The sequence below is a fragment of the Ferrovibrio sp. GW821-FHT12B10 genome (assembly GCF_058807515.1).
This window is the reverse complement of record NZ_JBXAQT010000001.1, coordinates 2232214-2249163: the sequence shown is the minus strand read 5'-3', so window position 1 is coordinate 2249163 and position 16950 is coordinate 2232214. Positions and strand designations below refer to the sequence as shown.

13 protein-coding genes are annotated in these 16950 nt (G+C 63.2%); 5 read left to right on the top strand and 8 right to left on the bottom strand.

The genetic code is table 11. The features are described 5' to 3' along the window. Positions 1–26 precede the first annotated feature (26 nt). Together AC1RRT_RS11410 and AC1RRT_RS11405 are read left to right on the top strand one after the other, a co-directional pair. Entirely contained in the window at positions 27–1712 is a 1686-nt protein-coding gene (locus tag AC1RRT_RS11410) for a long-chain fatty acid--CoA ligase (RefSeq protein ID WP_493013917.1), read from the top strand. Positions 1713–1904: 192 nt separating this feature from the next. Beyond that, entirely contained in the window at positions 1905–3623 is a 1719-nt protein-coding gene (locus AC1RRT_RS11405; RefSeq protein ID WP_493013916.1) for an MFS transporter, read from the top strand. 81 nt (positions 3624–3704) lie between these two features. On the opposite strand, the gene AC1RRT_RS11400 is transcribed toward AC1RRT_RS11405, so the two are convergent. Further along, on the bottom strand, positions 3705–5291 hold the full coding sequence (locus AC1RRT_RS11400; RefSeq protein ID WP_493013915.1) for an ABC transporter substrate-binding protein: 1587 nt from the start codon (positions 5289–5291) through the stop codon (positions 3705–3707). Positions 5292–5424: 133 nt separating this feature from the next. Here AC1RRT_RS11400 and AC1RRT_RS11395 point away from each other — a divergent pair, with 133 nt between their 5' ends. Next, the gene (locus AC1RRT_RS11395) at positions 5425–6930 is read left to right on the top strand and encodes a M20 family metallopeptidase (protein ID WP_493013914.1); all 1506 of its coding nucleotides are present in this window, start codon (positions 5425–5427) and stop codon (positions 6928–6930) included. Positions 6931–6946: 16 nt separating this feature from the next. On the opposite strand, the gene AC1RRT_RS11390 is transcribed toward AC1RRT_RS11395, so the two are convergent. The 7 genes from AC1RRT_RS11390 to AC1RRT_RS11360 all read right to left on the bottom strand — a co-directional run bounded on the left by AC1RRT_RS11390 (position 6947) and on the right by AC1RRT_RS11360 (position 14224). Continuing rightward, positions 6947–7753, bottom strand: a complete 807-nt coding sequence (locus AC1RRT_RS11390; protein WP_493013913.1) for an aspartate dehydrogenase — start codon at positions 7751–7753, stop codon at positions 6947–6949. Then, complete coding sequence (recQ, locus tag AC1RRT_RS11385) at positions 7750–9591, bottom strand: DNA helicase RecQ (protein ID WP_493013912.1); 1842 nt, start codon at positions 9589–9591, stop codon at positions 7750–7752. Before recQ ends, AC1RRT_RS11390 begins: the two co-directional genes overlap by 4 nt. Positions 9592–9657: 66 nt before the next feature. Next, entirely contained in the window at positions 9658–10668 is a 1011-nt protein-coding gene (locus tag AC1RRT_RS11380) for an alpha/beta fold hydrolase (RefSeq protein ID WP_493013911.1), read from the bottom strand. Continuing rightward, a complete protein-coding gene (locus AC1RRT_RS11375; RefSeq protein WP_493013910.1) occupies positions 10665–11573 on the bottom strand; it encodes a fatty acid desaturase in 909 nt (302 codons plus the stop codon). Before AC1RRT_RS11375 ends, AC1RRT_RS11380 begins: the two co-directional genes overlap by 4 nt. A 71-nt stretch (positions 11574–11644) precedes the next feature. Continuing rightward, complete coding sequence (locus AC1RRT_RS11370; protein ID WP_493013909.1) at positions 11645–12475, bottom strand: isocitrate lyase/PEP mutase family protein; 831 nt, start codon at positions 12473–12475, stop codon at positions 11645–11647. 35 nt (positions 12476–12510) lie between these two features. Continuing rightward, complete coding sequence (locus AC1RRT_RS11365; RefSeq protein ID WP_493013908.1) at positions 12511–13575, bottom strand: TauD/TfdA family dioxygenase; 1065 nt, start codon at positions 13573–13575, stop codon at positions 12511–12513. Between the two features lie 4 nt (positions 13576–13579). Continuing rightward, on the bottom strand, positions 13580–14224 hold the full coding sequence (locus tag AC1RRT_RS11360) for a class I SAM-dependent methyltransferase (RefSeq protein WP_493013907.1): 645 nt from the start codon (positions 14222–14224) through the stop codon (positions 13580–13582). A 205-nt stretch (positions 14225–14429) separates the two neighbouring features. Between AC1RRT_RS11360 and AC1RRT_RS11355 the strand changes: the two genes are divergently transcribed. Both AC1RRT_RS11355 and AC1RRT_RS11350 read left to right on the top strand, forming a co-directional pair. Next, complete coding sequence (locus tag AC1RRT_RS11355; RefSeq protein WP_493013906.1) at positions 14430–15920, top strand: MBOAT family O-acyltransferase; 1491 nt, start codon at positions 14430–14432, stop codon at positions 15918–15920. A 16-nt stretch (positions 15921–15936) separates the two neighbouring features. After that, positions 15937–16923, top strand: a complete 987-nt coding sequence (locus AC1RRT_RS11350; protein WP_493013905.1) for a hypothetical protein — start codon at positions 15937–15939, stop codon at positions 16921–16923. Positions 16924–16950 lie beyond the last annotated feature (27 nt).

Below are 16950 nucleotides of genomic sequence, written 5' to 3'. Positions count from 1 at the left end.
ATGGCCTCCATAAACGGAGGAAACCCATGTTCGACCGGCATTACGCCGTCTGGCCCAAGGGCGTGCCCAAGCACCTGACCCTGCCGGCGACCAGCCTGTACGAAAATCTGGAGACCTCCGCTCGGCGGTATCCGGACAAACCTGCCATCCTCTATTACGGCTCCAGCCTCAACTATGCGCAGCTGAAGGACCAGGTCGACCGGCTGGCCGGCTGGCTGGAACAGCGTTGCGGCGTGAAGCGCACCGACCGCGTGCTGCTCTACATGCAGAACAGCCCGCAATACGTCATCGCCTATTACGCCATCCTGCGACTGACCGCCGTGGTCGTGCCGGTCAATCCGATGAGCAAGGCGGAAGAACTGCGCCATATCGCGCGCGACACCGGTGCCAGCACCGTGATCTGCGGCCAGGAAGTCTTCCCGTTTGCACAGGAGCTGCTGGGCCACGACCTGCAGCATGCCGTGGTCGCCGCCTACAGCGACTATGTTACCGCGCCGACCGACCTGCCGCTGCCCGATGTGGTGGCCGCGCCACGCCAGGGCCTCGACCGCGGTACGCCGTGGGAGACGGTGCTGCAGCAGAACCTGAGCGCCTCACCGCACAGCGCCAGCCATGACGACTGGTGCGTGCTGCCCTATTCTTCGGGCACCACCGGCGCGCCGAAGGGCTGCCTGCACAGCATCCGCGGCGTGACGGCGACGCTGTTCGGTTCGATCGTGTGGAACCCCGCCACGCCGGAATCCGTGCAGCTGGTGACCCTGCCGCTGTTCCATGTCACTGGCATGCAGAACTCGATGAATGCCCCGATTTTCAACGGCGCGACGCTGGTGATGATGACGCGCTGGGACCGCAAGGTGGCCGCCGATCTGATCAAGCGTCACCGTGTGACTCACTGGCGCAATATCACCACCATGTGCATCGATTTCCTCTCCGATCCCGACGCAGCGCACTGGGACCTGTCTTCATTGCTCGGCATCGGCGGCGGGGGCGCGGCCATGCCCAAGGCCATCGCGGCCAGGCTGAAGGAACTGACTGGCCTGGACTACATCGAAGGCTATGGTCTGTCGGAAACCATCGCTGCCACGCATATCAATCCGGTCGATCATCCCAAGCCGCAATGCCTGGGCATTCCGGTGTTCGATGTCGACTCGCGCGTGATTAATCCAGATACGCTGGAGGAGCTTGGCCCTAACGAGACCGGCGAGATCGTCATGGCCGGACCGCAGATCTTCCTCGGCTACTGGAACCGGCCCGAGGAGACTGCGCAGGTCTTCTTCGAGCGCGATGGCAAGCGCTTCTTCCGCTCAGGCGATCTCGGCTACTACGACGAACAGGGCTTCTTCTTCCTGGTCGACCGCCTGAAGCGCATGATCAATGCGTCCGGCTACAAGGTCTGGCCCACCGAGATCGAGGCCATGATGTATGCCCATCCCGGCATCCGCGAGGTCTGCATCATCGCCACTGGCGATCCGCGCCGCGGCGAGACCGTGAAGGCGGTGATTGTGCCCAAGGATGCCTCTGCTGCGGGCCAGGGCGACCTGACTCCCGATGCCGTGCAGGGCTGGTGCCGCGAACGCATGGCCGCCTACAAGGTGCCACGCGTGGTGGAATTTGCCGAAGCCCTGCCGAAATCGGCGACCGGTAAGATCCTGTGGCGCGTGCTGCAGGACGACGAAAGGACCAAGGCAGCCAAGATCGATGCTGCCGACTGAGGCGCACCGGACCCAATCACAGCGGGTTTTCCCGTTGCCCTCACCACCGCAATGCTGCACCGCACCTTCGACTAAGGTCGGGGGGAAATTTTGACCTTCGTCTATCCCCTTCCTTAACCACAATAATTTATGATTCCTCCCATCGGATCGCGCCGAGAAATCGCGACCGTTCACAAGGGAAGGAAACGCTTCATGAGCGCCAATATCGCAGCGGCGGGGTCTCGACGCCGCCCAATGACCAAGGATGAGAAGCGAGTCATTCTCGCCTCCTCCGCCGGCACCATCTTCGAATGGTACGATTTCTATCTGTACGGTTCGCTCGCCGCCGTCATCGGCGCGCAGTTCTTCTCGGCATTCCCGGAAGCGACCCGCAACGTCTTCGCGCTGCTCGCCTTCGCCGCCGGCTTCCTGGTGCGTCCATTCGGCGCGCTGGTGTTCGGCCGCCTCGGCGATCTCGTCGGCCGCAAGTACACCTTCCTCATGACCATCCTGATCATGGGCACCTCGACCTTCCTGGTCGGTCTGCTCCCGGGCTACAACACCATCGGCTGGGCCGCTCCGATCATCCTGATCGCGCTGCGCATGCTGCAGGGTCTGGCGCTCGGCGGTGAATACGGCGGCGCGGTCGTTTACGTGGCGGAACACGCCCCGCAGGATCGTCGCGGCTACTTCACCAGCTGGATTCAGACCACGGCCACGCTCGGCCTGCTGATGTCGCTGATCGTCATTCTGGCCACCCGAACCTACCTGGGTGAAAAGGAGTTCGCCGAGTGGGGCTGGCGCGTGCCGTTCCTGCTCTCGATCATCCTGCTGATCATCTCCGTCTACATCCGCATGCAGATGGAAGAGAGCCCGGCCTTCACCAAGATGAAGGAAGAGGGTCGCACCTCGAAGGCTCCGCTGTCGGAAGCCTTCGGCCAGTGGAAGAACGCCAAGTTCGCCCTGCTCGCCCTGCTCGGCCTCACCGCCGGTCAGGCTGTGGTGTGGTACACCGGCCAGTTCTACGCGCTGTTCTTCATCCAGAACGTGCTGCGCGTCGACCTGCTGACCTCGAACGTGCTCATCGCCTGGTCGCTCATCCTCGGCACCGCGGGCTTCATCTTCTTCGGCTCGCTGTCTGATCGCATCGGCCGTAAGGTGATCATCCTCGGTGGCTGCCTGGTTGCCGCCATCACCTACTTCCCGGTCTTCAAGTACATCACCGAGACCGCGAACCCGGCCCTGGCGCGGGCGCACCAGAACACGCAGGTTGTTGTTGTCACCGACACCAACAGCTGCTCGTTCCAGTTCAACCCGACCGGTACCTCGAAGTTCACCAGCCCCTGCGATATCGCTAAGGCGCAGTTGGCCCGCAGCTCGGTTCAGTACACCACCGAGCACAAGGCCGGCGCGACCGACACGGTTATCCGCATCGGCAATACGACCGTACAGTCGTATGACGCCTCGAAGCTGACGGGCGACGCCGTGCGCGCCACCCCGGCAGCCTTCGTCAAGGCGGTGAACGATGCGCTCGGCGCTGGCGGCTACCCGGTTCCGGGTGTGGCCAACACGGAAATCGTCAAGGCCTCCGGGTTCTTCGACATCTTCCGGGCCCAGCCGATCAAGCTGATCGTCGTGCTGACCTTCCTGGTTCTCCTTGTGACGGCCGTGTACGGCCCGATCGCGGCGGCCCTGGTCGAGCTCTTCCCGACCCGTATCCGCTACACCGGCATGTCGCTGCCCTACCATATCGGTAACGGCTGGTTCGGCGGTCTGCTGCCGGCCTCGGCCTTCGCGATGAGTGCGGAGACGGGCGATATCTACTTCGGTCTGTGGTACCCGATCGTGATCGCGGTCGGCACCCTGATCATCGGCGCGCTGTTCGTTCCGGAAAACCGGAACAAGGACATCTTCGCCGACGACCACAAGTAAACCTAGGGCTTCGGCCCAAAAGGAAAGGCGCCGGGGAAACCCGGCGCCTTTTTTTATTGTCCCGATAAAGACAGGCGACGTTTACTTCGCCGGCGTGACGAAGTCGGAGCGGATCATCTGGTCGTTGCGGCCGGCATAGGCGATGGTCTTCTTCATCGCCCAGGCCGACTGCTCGTAATGCAGCGGCAGCAGGCCGTAATCCTCGACCACCATCTTGCTGGCTTCCTGTAGCAGGGCGCTGCGCTTTTCGTCATCCACCGTACCCATGGCCTGCTCCAGTTTGGCGTCCATCGCCGGGTTGGAATAGCGGCCCTTGTTGGTGGTGCCCATGCCCTTTTCGCGGTTGGGCGTGGCGACCAGGGAGCGGAGAGCATTGCTCATCTCCTGCGACGACCACCCGGCCATATAGGCGCTGTATTTCAGCTCGTCGCGGTTCTTGAAGAAGATCGGCGGCACAGCCGAATCCACCTTGGTCTTCACGCCGGCCCGGGTCCACATCGCTGCGATCGCCTGGGCGACCTTGATGTCATTGATGTAGCGGCCGTTCGGCGTGCCCAGCGAAATACCAAAACCGTCGGGATAGCCGGCTTCGGCCAGCAGGGCCTTGGCCTTGTTCAGGTCGTACTTGTCGGCCTTGGAATCCTTGCGTGTGCCGAACATCGGATATGGCAGGAAGTCGCCAGCCGGAATGGCCAGGCCCTCCATGATGCGCGACGAGATCGCCTCGCGGTCAATCGCCAGCGACAGCGCCTGGCGCACCCGCTTGTCCTTCAGTGGATTCTTGCCGTTGGTGCCCTCGATGCCCACGCTGGGTTCGCCCACATGATCGACATGAATGTAGATGATGCGGTTGGACACGGCCTGGCTGACACTCAGCTTCGGATCCTTCTTCAGCTTCTCGATATCATCGGTGGGTGGATCCTCGATCAGATCGACGTCACCGGCCAGCATCGCCGCCGTACGCGCCGCTGAATTCGACATTGGCCGGAAGATCACGGTCTTCCAGTGCGGCTTTTTGCCCCAGTAGGCCTCGTTCCGCTCCAGTACCAGCTGGTTGCCGCGCTTCCACTCGACAAACTTGAACGGGCCGGTGCCGACCAGGCCCTGCCCCTGATTCAGCGACTCAGAGGTTACACCCTCGGCCACATCTGCCTTGGCCAGTTTCTTCGGCATGATCGGCAGCTGCGACATGTCGATGGGCAGCGCCGGCGCCGGGCCGTCGGTCTTGATGCGCAGGGTCAGCGGATCGACGATCTCGTAACCGGCGATCTGTCGCGTGTAGACCGTGTAGGGCGACGGGCTGTTCGGTACCTTGGCCGCGCGCTGATAGGTGTAAACCACATCCTCGGCGGTGAATGGCGAACCATCAGAAAACTTCACGCCTTCGCGCAGCTTGAATTCCCAGGTGGTATCGTCGATGGGCTTCCACGATGTGGCAAGGCCGGCATAGAGCACACCCTTCGCATCAGACATGACCAAGGACTCATGGATATGGAACGCGATCTGCAGATTGGGCGTGAGCGCATGATACTGCGGATCGAGTGAGCTGGGTTCGGTCTTCAGACCGATCTTCAGCTCCTGCGCCAAGGTCGGCTGCGCCAGTCCCAGCACCGCGACCGCCATACCGGCGATCATCAGGCCGGTCATTCCCCTAAGGTTGCGTATCATCTCTTGAACCCCTGTGTTCCGCTTGCAGGAAAATCGTTTGCATGTCGTGCTTCTTACGAGCCGTACGGATTTAGAGTAGAAGAAAGCCGCCGACCCTGAAAAGCACAAATGCTGACACGCCACACGGAACGCCATGCAGAATATTCAACGCATTAACAGTCTGATCGACGCCAAAGCCGGCGCTGCCCTGAAATTAAGCGATGCTGTCTGGGATTTGGCCGAGCTGCGGTATCAGGAACACGGCGCAGTTGCGGCGCAGATCGCCCTGCTGGAACAGGAAGGCTTCCGCGTCACCCGCGATATCGCCGGTATTCCAACCGCTTTCATGGCAGAGGCAGGCCATGATACCGGCGGTGGAAATGGTCCACTAATTGGTTTGCTCGGCGAATACGACGCCTTATCAGGTCTGGGGCAGGTCTCGGGTGTGACCGAACGCAAGGCCAGCGGACAGGCAAATGGCCAGGGCTGCGGCCACAACCTGCTCGGCGCAGGCGCCGCGCTGGCCGCCATCGCGGTGAAAGATTATCTGGCCGAGCACAAGATTCCCGGCCGCGTGCGCTATTACGGCTGCCCGGCGGAAGAAGGCGGCTCGGGCAAGACATTCATGGCCCGCGGCGGACTCTTCAAAGATCTGGACGCCGCGATCTGCTGGCACCCGGGCAACTTCTGGGGCGTCATGTCCGTCAACACCCTGGCCAATATCCAGGCCTATTTCCGCTTCACCGGCCGTGCCGCCCATGCTGCATCCGCCCCGCATCTGGGCCGCAGCGCCCTGGATGCCGTGGAGTTGATGAATGTCGGCGTCAATTACATGCGCGAACACATGCCGTCGAATACGCGCGTGCATTACGCCGTCACCGATACCGGTGGCATCTCGCCCAACGTGGTGCAGGCCAAGGCAGAAGTGCTGTATCTGGTGCGCGGCCCGTCGGTGGTGGAAGCCACCAAGTTGTTTGAGCGCGTGAAGAAGATCGCCGAGGGCGCGGCGTTGATGACCGAAACCCAGGCTTTTGTCGACTTCGACAAGGCCTGTTCGGAAGTATTGCCCAACACTGCATTGGAATGGGCTATGCATCGCAACATCGAACAGCTCGGTCCGGTGCAGTTCGACGATGCCGACCACGCCTTCGCCACCGAGATGCGCAAGAATGCGCTGACGCCGGAAGACGTGTTCTCGTCCTTGCGTAGCGTCGGCGAGCCGATCACCTACGACAGGCCACTGCATGACAGCATCCTGCCCTTCAACGGCACACCACGGCAGCTCTACGGCTCTACCGATGTCGGCGACGTGAGCTGGCTGACCCCGACCGTGCAATGCTGGGGGCCATGCTTCGCGGTAGGCACGCCGGGCCATTCCTGGCAGCTCGTGGCGCAAGGCAAACAGCCGGCTGCACACAAGGCAATGGTGGCCGCCGCCAAGGCGATGGCTGCCACCGCCGTCGACGCGCTGACGGACGAAAATCTGCTGAAGGAAGCGCGCGCGGAATGGGAAAAGCGCACCAACAGCCAGCCCTATCACTGCCCGATCCCGCCGCTGGTGGAACTGCCATTCGAGCGCAAGACCAAGGGCGGCGTGCTGCTGGGCGCCGGCGCCTCGCCGTTCACGGCCGTGCCGCTGACACGCTCAAAGCCGGCCTAGGCCAAACCGGCGCAATTTATGCGAAGGTGATCACCGCACTGCGGTTGGCCAGCGCCGACAGCACGCTCATGCCGGTGATGGCTGAGGTCTTCGGGTTGCTGGCGCTGCTGCGGCCGGCCACGGTGACGGTGAGCGTCGAGCTTTCGCTCTGCGCCTCGATACGCCCGATATTGCCGCTTGCAGCGGGATCGGCGATGAGCTGAACCATCGTGCGGTCCAGCCCCAGGCTGGCCAGCGCCACGGTGGCGGCGAGATTGGCATTCTTGGGATAGGTCAGCGCGGCTTCCCGCGCGCTGCCGCGGAAGATCACCGTCGGCGTCTTGATCGCGGCCAGATCGAAAGCCTTCTCGGCCGGCGTGCCTATCCAGGCCAGCGGCGGCTTGGTTGAGGTGTAGGTCACACCTGAAAGCCCGTCCTGGCGCATGGCCAGCAGGCCGTCCAGCCCGGTGGTGGCGCCGACCGGAATGACGATCCGCCCGCCGCCGGCCTGCGCCGCTGTCTGCGCGGTCATGCGGAAAGCATCATCGGCCAGCGCGCCGGTGGAGATGACAAAGAATTCACAGCCCTGCAGCAGCACTGCTTCAGCGCAATCGCGCACCGCCGGCTGACCGGCGGCCTCCACCACGATATTTGGTTTCACAGCCAGGAAAGCCGCCAGATCATCGGTAACGACAGCACCGGGCGCCGCAGTGCGGGCTTCATCCAGCTGACGCGGCCGCACCAGCAGCGCGGTGAGACGATGGCCTTCAGGTGGCGCCTTCTGCCACGCATCGAGAATGGAGCGGCCGATGCCGCCGAATCCGATCAGGCCGACCGTCCTCATGCTGCCTCGCCCCGCCGGTCATGCGCCAGCACCACATCGAGGAAGGCCTGTCCGAAGCGCTCCAGCTTGGCCTGTCCGATGCCGTGGATGTCACTCAGGCGATAGAGATTGTTCGGATGCTTGACTGCCAGCTCCAGCAAAGTGCGATCGGAAAAGATCACATAGGCTGGCTGCTGCAGTTCGGTCGCCATCTGGCGACGCAGGTCCTTCAGCGCCGCCAGCAGAATCTGGTCTTCATGGCCCAGCGCCACCTCGGCCGCCGAGGATTTGCCGCGCTGGCTGCGCGAGCGCTTGCCACCACCGTTCACGGCCTCGATGCGAAGCTCGACCCGATTCTGGCCCTTCAGCACGGCGCGGCCGGCATCGGTGAGGAACCATGACCCATGGCCGGCGATATCGAGATCGATCAGGCCGGCGCCATAAAGCTGGCGAAAGATCGAGCGCCAGGCATTGGCGTCGCGATCCTTGCCGATGCCGAATGTGGGCAGCCGGTCATGCTCGTTGCGCAGAATAGCGTCGGTCTTATTGCCCAGCAGGATCTGCACCAGATGCTCGGTGCCGTAGCGCTGGCCGGTGCGCATCATGGCCGACATCGCCTTCTGCGCCTCGATGGTGCCATCAAAGCGCGCCACACCGTCCTGGCAGAGATCGCAATGGCCGCAAGGTTCGGACTGCTCACCGAAATAGGCCAACAGGGTCTGGCGGCGACAGCGCGGCGACTCGCAGAGCGCCACCAGCGCGTTGAAACGCTGGCGCTCGATGCGCTTGCGCTCGTCCGAGGTCTCGCCCTCCTCGATCTGCATGCGACGGAAGCGCATGTCGTCGAGGCCATAGAGCGTCAGCGTCTCGGCTGGCAGGCCATCGCGGCCGGCGCGGCCGATCTCCTGATAATAGGCTTCGACGTTGCGGGGCAGGTCGGCGTGGCAGACATAGCGCACATCGGGCTTGTCGATGCCCATGCCGAAGGCGACGGTCGCCACCATCACCACGCCGTCATCGCGCAGGAAGGTATCCTGGTTCGCGTCGCGCTGCCGCTGCTCCATGCCGGCATGATAGGCCAGCGCATTGTGGCCCATGGCTTTCAGCGCCGCCGCCATCTCTTCGGTGCGCTTGCGCGAGGAGCAATAGACGATGCCACTCAGGCCGCGCCTTGCCGCGATGAACTCGCCGATCTGGGTGCGGGCACTGGCCTTGGCCTGCATCATCAGGTGCAGGTTCGGGCGGTCGAAGCTGCGGATGAATTCGCGCGGTCGTTCCGCGAACAACTTGGCGATGATGTCGGCGCGGGTCGGCGCATCGGCGGTGGCGGTCAGCGCGATGGTGGTGATATTGCCCAGCTCGGTCCGGATGCTGCCCAGACTCAGGTATTCCGGGCGGAAATCATGACCCCATTGCGAGACGCAATGCGCCTCGTCGATGGCCAGCAGTGTGGGATTGGCGCGCTTGAGCAGCGTCACCGTATCGGGCCGCACGAGACGTTCGGGGGCGACATACAGCAGCCGCAGCGAACCGTCGTTCAGATCGTGGTGGATGCGGCGGTATTCGTCGTCACTGATCGAGGAATTCAGCGCGGCGGCATTGATGCCAAAGCCCTGCAGCTGCCGCACCTGGTCGCGCATCAGCGCGATCAGCGGCGAGACCACTACGGTGAGGCCGCCATTCAGGATCGCCGGCAGCTGGTAGCAGAGCGACTTGCCGCTGCCGGTCGGCATCACAGCCAGCACATTCTCGCCATCCAGCAGCGCCTGCACGATTTCGGCCTGCCCGGCGCGAAAGCGCTCGAAGCCGAAAACCCTGTGCAGGGTGTCCTGTGCCGCGTCCAGAGCTGGAGATGTCATGCCGATTCGCTATCCACCATCTTGGATAGCAAAGGGCCAACGAGATAGCAAAGAGCTGACTCGCGGCTAGCCCAGCCAGCGCCGGACCTGCGCCTTTATGAAGGCGGTATCCTCCGGGATCACCTGTGGATTGCCGGCGCGATGGCCCCAGATGCTGGGGATCGGGCAAAGTTCGGCTTTGGCCAGATATGGCAGTTCGGCCGCGTTATCGGCGACACGGAAATACAGATCGGTCTCGCCCGGCATTAGCAGCACACGGGCACGGATGGCACGCAGCGCCATATGCAGGTCGCGGTTGTAAAGCGGGTTGTTGCTGATATCGCCGGCATGCCAGGTGCGCAGCTGAGCATGGAGATCGGCGGCCGGCCGCAGCGAAAACCGCTCCTCCCAGCCGGTGCGCAGGAAGGTTTCCAGATCAGGGGCGCCCAAAGCCGACAGATGCAGACCCGCGCGATAGAAATCCTGGCTCAGGCCCCAGCCGGCATAGATGCGGCCGAAAGCACGCAGCGCAGCCTTGGGCTCGGCCGAGAAACGACCATTGCCGATATGCTCGGGCGCGGCCTCCAGTGTGGCCATCAGACCCATCAGGAAGACCTGATTGTGCACGGCGGTGCGGGCGCTGCCGCAGTTGATCACCACGGTCTGCATGGCGTCGGGGAAACAGGCAGCCCAGTGATAGGCCTGCTGCGCGCCCATTGACCAGCCATAGACGGCATGGAGCTTTTCGATGCCGAACTGCTCGGCCAGGAAACGCTTCTGGGCCTGTACATTATCCCAGGCGGTGACCAGCTTGGGGTAGTCGGGCGTATTGGACGGGCTGGAGGACAGCCCGTTGCCGAACATGTCGGGGATGACGACGAACCAGCGCGTCGGATCGAGGATGCCGTCTGGTCCGATCAGCCATTCCAGGTCGGGATGGCGCGCCGAATAGCTGGTCGGGTACAGCACGACATTGTCGCGTGCCGGCGACAGCGTGCCATGGGCTTTCCAGTTGATGATGGCATCCGGCAGCGTTTCACCGGAGAGCAGCGCGAGATCGCCGAGGCTGAAACGCCCCGCTTGGGTGGGCCAGGTCATGTCGGACGCAACAAGCCTTTCAGGTAAGCCAGATGCCAGCGCGCATAGCCCGGTTGCACAACGGTAAGCTGATCACGCAGGACGGCATGGGCATCGGCCAGACGGTAGAAGGGAATCGAGGGATAGAGATGATGCTCGGCATGATAGCCCATGTTCCACATCAGGACACGCATGATGCCGTTGGTCAGCGTGGTGCGGGTGTTGGTCAGACCGTTTGAGTCTTCGGTGCAGCCGGTATGCTCGGTCAGCAGGTAGAAGCGCAGGAAGATCTGCCCCAGCAGCTGCGGGACGATCCAGAAGACCAGGGGCGCCCACCAGCCGACGAAGTAAACCGATATGGCCGTCAGCAGCGCCGCGAAGACGCACATGGCGCGGATGCTGCGGATGATGCGTGCCTGCGAGGTCGCGGGAATATAGGGATAGGCGGAAAAATCGCCGCGCCAGGCATCGGCCAGCACCTGCAGGCGCGCGCGCCAGTAATTAATGCCCAGGATGCGCAGCAGGTAACTCTGCATGCCGGTCGGGGCCGGTGGCATCAGCTCCGGGTCGCGGAGGGGGTCCTGGGTGAAACGGTGATGCGCCAGATGAAAGGCCGCATAGAAATGCCAGTTCAGCAGCGACGGCGTCGCCGCCAGCCAACCGACCACGGCATTGGCGCGACGACTCCTGAATGCCGTCAGATGCATGGTCTCGTGGATCGGAGCGAAGAGCGAGGACTGCAGGATGCCGAGCAGCAGCATCGCTGGCAGCAGCCAGAGCGGACTGGCGATCGCCACCAGCCAGCCGGCGCCGATGATCAGCAGCACATGTCGCGTGATCTGCAGGCCGCCATGCAGATCGGAGCGCTGCGAGAGCGCGCGCAAGTCCGCACCGGAAAGTAGTCGTGCCGTGGCTGGAGCCGTCATCGCATCACCTCCTGACTGCATCAGTATGAAGCGGACCAGCGGCGTGAAGCCAGTCTATTTATCGCCTCATTTCAAGGCTTTGAGTCCAGTTTTGCGGCAAACATGCGGTTCAGCTCGATGCCCGGCATGGCGCGGGCAAAGCCGGCGAAGCTGCCCTGCTCCGTAATCTCCGTCGCCACGCGCATGAACTCGCCATAGGCCGCGCGCGCCAGCGAGCCGCCGACACTGATGCGGCGCACGCCAAGCTTGGCTGCTTGTTCCACGCTATGGCCCATGGTCAGCAGGTTGACCGGCTTGCCGCCGGCCGCCTGCACGATGGCGGCGATCTGCGCCTCTTCCTTGATGCCGGGCGCGTACAGGCAGTCGGCACCGGCGGCCGCATAGGCCTTGATGCGCTTCACGGTCTCATCCAGATCGGGCCGGCCGACGAAAAAGCCTTCCGAGCGCGCGGTCAGCAGCACATCGCTGCCGCTTTTGTCGATGGCGGCGCGGGCCGCCTTGATACGCGCCACGGCAAGGTCGAAATCATAAAGCGGTTGCTCCTTGTTGCCGGTCGAATCCTCGATCGACAGGCCGGCGATGCCGGTATCGATGGCCAGCGTGACGCTGACGGCCACACCGTCCGGATCATCGGCGAAACCGTTTTCGTAATCGGCATTGACCGGGATATCGGTGGCGGCGGTCAGTAGCTTCAGATGCGCCAGCACGTCGGCGCGCTGCACCTTGTTGTCGGATCGCGCCATAGACCAGGCCATGCCGGCGCTGGAGGAGGCCAGCGCCTTGAAGCCCAGGCTCTGCAGCATCACGGCACTGCCGGCATCAAAGGGGTTGGGGATGACGAAACAGCCGCCGTCATGCAGGCGGCGGAAGGCTGAGCGTTTCTCGGTGGCGCTAACGGACATGGTTTCCTCCCTGGGGCGGCTGTCCGTTGATCCGGTCAGACCGCCTCGTAGGGTACCGTTAGCTGCGTGCCCGGCACAATGATGCCGCCGCGATCACCCGGCGTGACCGAGCCGTAACGCTGCGCAAAGGCCGGAGGTAAGGGCCGCGCTTCCTTCGGCGCCAACCAGAGCCGCAGCAGATGCCGGCGCTTCGCGGTATCGGCCCAGTCCTCAAACGCCGTGCGGTCATGCAGCAGGGTGTGGTTATGCACCAGCTGCACATCACCGGGCTGCAGTTCCATATGGAAGTTCAGCGCCGGATCGTTGGACAGCGCATCGAACAGGTCATAGGCCTCGACCTGCGCCGGCGTCAGCGGTGCCACGCCGTCGAAGCGGCGCGCCGATTCGATATACTGGCGCTGGTAGATGGCCGAGAGATATCCGTCATGCCAGTTGTATGTGGGAATGGTGAAATAGGGTTTCTCACCCACCGGCACCTCGCCACGCCGGTCGGTTTCGATCGGCTCGAACAGCAGCGCCAGAAGATCAGGCCGGCGCTTGCGCATCTCGTTGAAGATGGTGACCGAGCTAACCAGCGCCGAATGGCCGCCGGATTTCGCAATCTGTAGACAGAGCAGCCCGACGATATCGCAGGAATCGGTATGGAAGGTCTGGCGCTCATGCGTCTGGTAGATACGCACATTGGGATCGTCGCTGCTGAGCCCCATATCCTTCACATGGCCCAGCACATGGCCGCGCGCATTCTGCGAGCGCGCACTGCCCAGATGGCTGCCGATGCCGAGGAAGGCGATCGCTGCCTCGCGCAGGCTCCAGCGCTGCACCGGCAGGCCACGCAGCAGCGCAAAACCGCGGCCGTCCAAGATCTCGCCGCGCAGCGTCGCCAGGCGTCGGCCCAGCGTAGGCAGCGGAAAATCCGCAACCGTCATGCGGGCGGCATTGAAGGCGGTATTGGCGGCCAACGGTTTCAGCGCCGCTTCGACTTCGGCCAGTTCGGTCGCACTGAAATGCCCGAGCCAGGACCGGTCCCGCAACATGGCGGGACCATACCAGGCCGAGGCATCGGCGATCTCAGGCGGCAGCGTGGCCGCATCGACCGTCATGGCGTCAGACCCGGCGGGCGCGCAGCAGGAACTGCTCGGCCAGATGATCGGTGAGCGCACCGAACAGCAGTTTGTTCAGGATCCATTTCAGCTTCCATCGCTTGATGCGATGAGGCAGCACCGCCTCTACCTTCAAGCCGCCGGTCTGCATCAATTCGATGGCGGTGTCGCGCACGAAAAAGCGCAGATGGGTGCGGTCCAGGATGCCCGCATCCTGATAGGTCCACTCGCCGCGGAACAGCAGGGCCATCACGATCTTGTAGTTCCGGATATTGGGCAGGCTGGTGATCATGACGCCGCCGGGCTTCAGCAGCCCACCCAGACGCCCCACCATGGTCCAGGGATCGCGCAGATGCTCCAGCACGTCCAGGCACAGGATCACGTCCAGCGATTCCGGTGCGATCGGCAGCTCCATGGTCTCGACATCGCCCTGCAGGACCATATCAAGCTGGGTGGCGGCACGGCTGGCTGGCTCGGCACCAAGTTCGATGCCGCCGCTCCAGGTCGACAGGCCCTGATCGCGGATATGCATCAGGGTGGCGCCGGTGCCGCAGCCGACTTCCAGATAACGGCCGGGGGTCGCCGGCAGCAACGGCATGATTTCCGTTCGCACCCGGCTGAAATAAACGCTCTCGCCCGCACTGGACATGAATCGGTCTCCCCGTGAACCGGCGGCAGATTACCCGCGCCGTTGCCCTGCCGCCAGCCGCCGGACGCACCCCTCGGACCGGCTGGTTTCTGCGCCACACACCTGATATTCAGGGCCGGCAGGAACCCTAGGTGAAGGTTGACAATTTTCGCTAATTTCCACAGCAATTGCAGTAATTTGCACAGTCACTCAGAAACCGCCATACATGCTGTTTAATTCCTACGTTTTCATCTTCGTTTTTGCGCCGGTGGTAGTCGCAGGCTTTTTCCTGCTCGCCCGCCTTGGCAAAGCCCCTGCACTGGCCTGGCTCACTCTCGCATCCCTGCTGTTCTATGCCTGGTGGGATCTGCGCTTCCTGCTGCTCTTCCTGCCCTCCATCGCCTTCAACTACGGCATAGGCATGGCGCTGGCGCGCCTACCCACGGGCAGCGGCCGCGCCAAGACCGTGCTCACCGCAGCTGTCACCGCCAATCTCGGTCTGCTGTTCTATTTCAAATACTGGGGCTTTGCAGTCGAGAGCTTTGCCGCCTTCAGCGGCCTGACCATCGCACCGCCAGCGATCCTCCTGCCGATCGGCATTTCCTTCTTCACCTTCACTCAGATCGCATTCCTGGTGGACGTATATTCCGGCGCGGCACGCGAATATCGCTTCATGCAATATGCGCTGTTCGTCTCCTATTTCCCGCATCTGATCGCCGGCCCGATCATCCATCACAAGGACATCATCCCGCAGTTCAGCAAAGACTCGATCTACCGCTTCAACGCGATGGATGCCCTGGTCGGCCTCACCATCTTCAGCATCGGCTTGATGAAAAAGGTTGGCATCGCGGACCGTCTGTCGACGCATGCCTCTGTGCTGTTCGACAGCGCGCGCGACGGCGTGCAGCTTGGCTTCGCCGAAGCCTGGATCGCCGCATTGCTCTATACCTTCCAGCTCTATTTCGATTTCAGCGGCTATTGCGACATGGCGATCGGCCTGTCGCTGCTGTTCGGCATCCGGCTGCCGATCAATTTCGACTCACCTTACAAGGCCGCGAACATCATCGACTTCTGGCGGCGTTGGCACATCACCCTGTCGCGCTTCCTGCGCGACTATCTTTACATCCCGCTCGGCGGCAACCGACATGGGCATGCGCGGCGCTATGCCAACCTGCTGATCACCATGGTGCTGGGCGGCCTGTGGCATGGCGCTGCCTGGACCTTCGTCATCTGGGGCGCCCTGCACGGCGTCTATCTGCTGGTCAATCATGCCTGGGCCTCGCTGCGTCAACGCATCCTGCCCGGCCGCGATCCGCTGGCCTTCAGGCTACTGGCACCTTGCCTCACCTTTGCCGCCGTGGTTTTCGCCTGGGTATTCTTCCGCGCGGAAAGCCTGGCCAGCGCCGGCAGCATCACCGCCGCCATGCTGAATCCGCTGTCAGTGCTGCGCGACGGCCTGCTGCCGCACAACCTGTTCCCCGCGCGCTATGTGCTCATCCTGCTGGCCATCGCGGCCGGCCTGGTCTGGCTTTGCCCCAACACCCAGGAGCTGACGCGGGCCTGGTCGCCGGCGCTCGGCATGGCGCCGCATAGCGGCGGCCGCGTTCGCCTGCAATGGCGCCCGACGTTGGCCTTCGCCCTGGCGACCGCCTGCTTCCTCGCCTTTGGCATCATGAGCCTCTCGAATGTCAGCGAATTCATCTACTTCAACTTCTGATCCGGCAGCGCACCCGATGTCACGACCGCATGTCCTGCTGATCATCATCCTGGGGCTGAGTGCGGCCATCGTCGGCGCGGCCGAAGTCCTGCACCGGGTGGTGCCGCGCGATGTTTCCGGCGGCTGGTATGCCGATGAATTCCACGACCGGCTGGCCCAGGTCGATCCGCGCCGCGATATCGTCTTCGTCGGTGACAGCCGCATCGGCTACGGCATCGCCGACCGCATCATCACCCGCAGCTTCCGCAGCAACGGCTACAACCTCGAGGCTTATAACCTGGGCAATCCCGGCGGCGGCTCGCGACAGCTCAAGGGCCTCGCCCAGACATTGATCGGCAAGCATCCGGAGGCCGGAACGCTGGTGATCGGCGTATCGCCAGCCTTCCTCTACAGCTTCGAAAACAATCCGCTGAGCGCACGGTCGCGCACGCTCAACCCGCTCGAACGCCAGATCGACGGGTTCTTCAACCGCACCCTGACCGCACGCATCGCCCAGATCCCGAACGACCTGAAATACTTCGCCGAAGGCCGCCCGCCGCGCGTGATCTGGACCGATCGCCGCGTTTATGAGGACGGCTTCGTCAACGCCACGCTGGCACGCAGCGATGGCGCGCCGGTGGATGTCGTCGAGCATCAGTTGCAATACTACCGCGTGATGCTGCGCGGCATCCTGGACAATCAGGCCGCAACCATCGAGCGACGCAACGAATTCGTGGATTTTGCGGCACGGTTCCGCGATGCAGGCTGGCGTGTCGTCTTGGCCCGCCTGCCGATCGGGCCTGATCTGCTGGCACTGGAAGAAGAACTGCCTGCGGAAATGAAATTGCCCTCGCTGCAGGCCATGCTGGGCGTTCCAGCTATCGACTATACGCAGGACCCGCGCAGCCGCGACCTACCCACCCTCGATCAGTCCCACCTGTCCCCGGACGGGGCCCGGTTATTCGCCAACATCCTTGCGGCTGATCTCAAGGATATGCTTGGACAGTCGCGCCAGCCGCGCTGAATTCAGCCCGCCCCGCAGCACACGACG